A 1,853-nucleotide genomic window follows, 5' to 3' on the forward strand; every position below is an offset into this window, starting at 1 on the left:
CCCCCCTGGTGCGGGGAGGTGCGGGGCCCGTTCGGCACGGTCCGGACGACCGTCAGTCGAACTTGCGGCGCTGGCGGCCGGTGCCGTAGTTGGAGCCTGACTTGGAGCCACTGCCGGGCTTGGCGCGGCCGGCGGAGCGGCCGATGAAGCCGGCCGCCTGCGGGCGGTCGCCCTGGGCGGCGGCGCCGAGGCGCTGCTTGGGGCGGGGGCGGCGCGGGTTGCCGTTCATGTCGACGTCGGTGGGCAGCGCGGAGCGCTTGCCGGGACGGCGGCGCGGGGCACCGGACTTGGCCCCGGCGGGCTTGTCGGCGCCGGCCTGGGCCGCTCCGCCGGACGCGGCCTGGTCCGCGACGACCGGCACGGCCAGCGTCACCGGGACGCCGCTGGGCGTGCGGGCGCCGGTGATCCGGGCCAGGTCGGCGTCGCCCGGGCGGATCTTGGTGACGGTCGGGCGGATGCCGGCCACCGTCATCAGCCGGTTGACCTCGCGGCGCTGCTCGGGCAGCACCAGGGTGACGACCGTCCCGGACTCGCCGGCCCGGGCGGTGCGGCCGCCACGGTGCAGGTAGTCCTTGTGGTCGACCGGCGGGTCGACGTTGACGACCAGGTCCAGGCCGTCGATGTGGATGCCGCGGGCGGCGACGTTGGTGGCGATCAGCGCGGTGACGTGGCCGTCCCGGAACTGGTCCAGGACCCGGTTGCGCTGCGGCTGGGACTTGCCGCCGTGCAGCGCGGCGGCCTTCACGCCGTTGGCGAGCAGCTGCTTGGCCAGCCGGTCGGCGCCGTGCTTGGTGTGCACGAACATGATCACGCGGCCGTCGCGGGAGGCGATGTGCGCGGTGGCGGAGGCCTTGTCGGTCGGCTCCAGCTGGAGCACGTGGTGGTCCATGGTGGTGACCGCGCCGGCCGAGGGGTCGACCGAGTGGGTCACCGGGTCGGCCAGGAAGCGCTTGACCAGCCGGTCGACGTTGCGGTCCAGGGTGGCGGAGAACAGCATCCGCTGTCCGCCCTCGGCGACCTGCTCCAGCAGCTTGCTGACCTGCGGCAGGAAGCCCATGTCGGCCATCTGGTCGGCCTCGTCGAGGACCGTGATCGCGACGTCGGAGAGATTGACGTCGCCGCGCCCGATCAGGTCGTCCAGCCGGCCCGGGGTGGCCACCAGCACCTCGGTGCCGCGGCGCACCGCGTTGGCCTGCTTGTTGATCGACATGCCGCCGACGACCGTGGTGATCCGCAGGTTGACGGCGGTCGCGTAGGGGGTGAGCGCCTCGGTGACCTGCTGGGCCAGCTCGCGGGTGGGCACCAGGACGAGCGCCAGCGGGTGCCGGGCGTCGGCGCGGCGCCCGGCGGTGCGGGCGAGCAGCGGCAGGCCGAAGGCCAGGGTCTTGCCGGAGCCGGTGCGGCCGCGGCCGAGCACGTCGCGCCCGGCGATCGAGTCGGGCAGCGTGGCGGCCTGGATCGGGAACGGCTCGGTGACGCCCTCGCGGCCGAGCGCGGAGAGGATCGCCTTGGGCAGTTCGAGCTCGGCGAAGGACGCCGCCGGGGGCCGGGCCGGGGTGCCCTGGACCACGGTGAAGTCGGCGGCCTCGGGCGCGACGGCGGGCCGGCCCTGCTTGGGGGCGCCGCCGCGGCTGCGCGGCTTGCGCGTGCGGTCGCCGCCGGCGCTGCGGCGGGCCTGGTCGGTGGTGCGGGGGCCGCGGTCGCGCGGCGGGCGGGCAGGGGTGGTCACGGGATCTCCGTCCGTCGGTCGGCAGCCCGCGCTGCGGGCTGGGTCGGCCGTCGGAAAGGGAGGTGCGCCGCCCCGGCCGTACGGCGGCATGGGCGAGGGCCCGCACCGGTGAGGTGCGGGCCTG

1 protein-coding gene is annotated in these 1,853 nt (G+C 76.3%); it reads right to left on the reverse strand.

Going from position 1 to position 1,853, the window contains the following annotated elements; translation table 11 throughout:
- Nucleotides 1–52: 52 nt before the first annotated feature.
- On the reverse strand, nt 53–1,729 hold the full coding sequence (locus ACFU7Y_RS43580; protein WP_380772001.1) for a DEAD/DEAH box helicase: 1,677 nt from the start codon (nt 1,727–1,729) through the stop codon (nt 53–55).
- Between the last annotated feature and the right edge of the window lie 124 nt (nt 1,730–1,853).

This window comes from Kitasatospora sp. NPDC057542, from assembly GCF_042801945.1.
In the GTDB taxonomy this organism is placed as follows: Bacteria; Actinomycetota; Actinomycetes; order Streptomycetales; family Streptomycetaceae; genus Kitasatospora.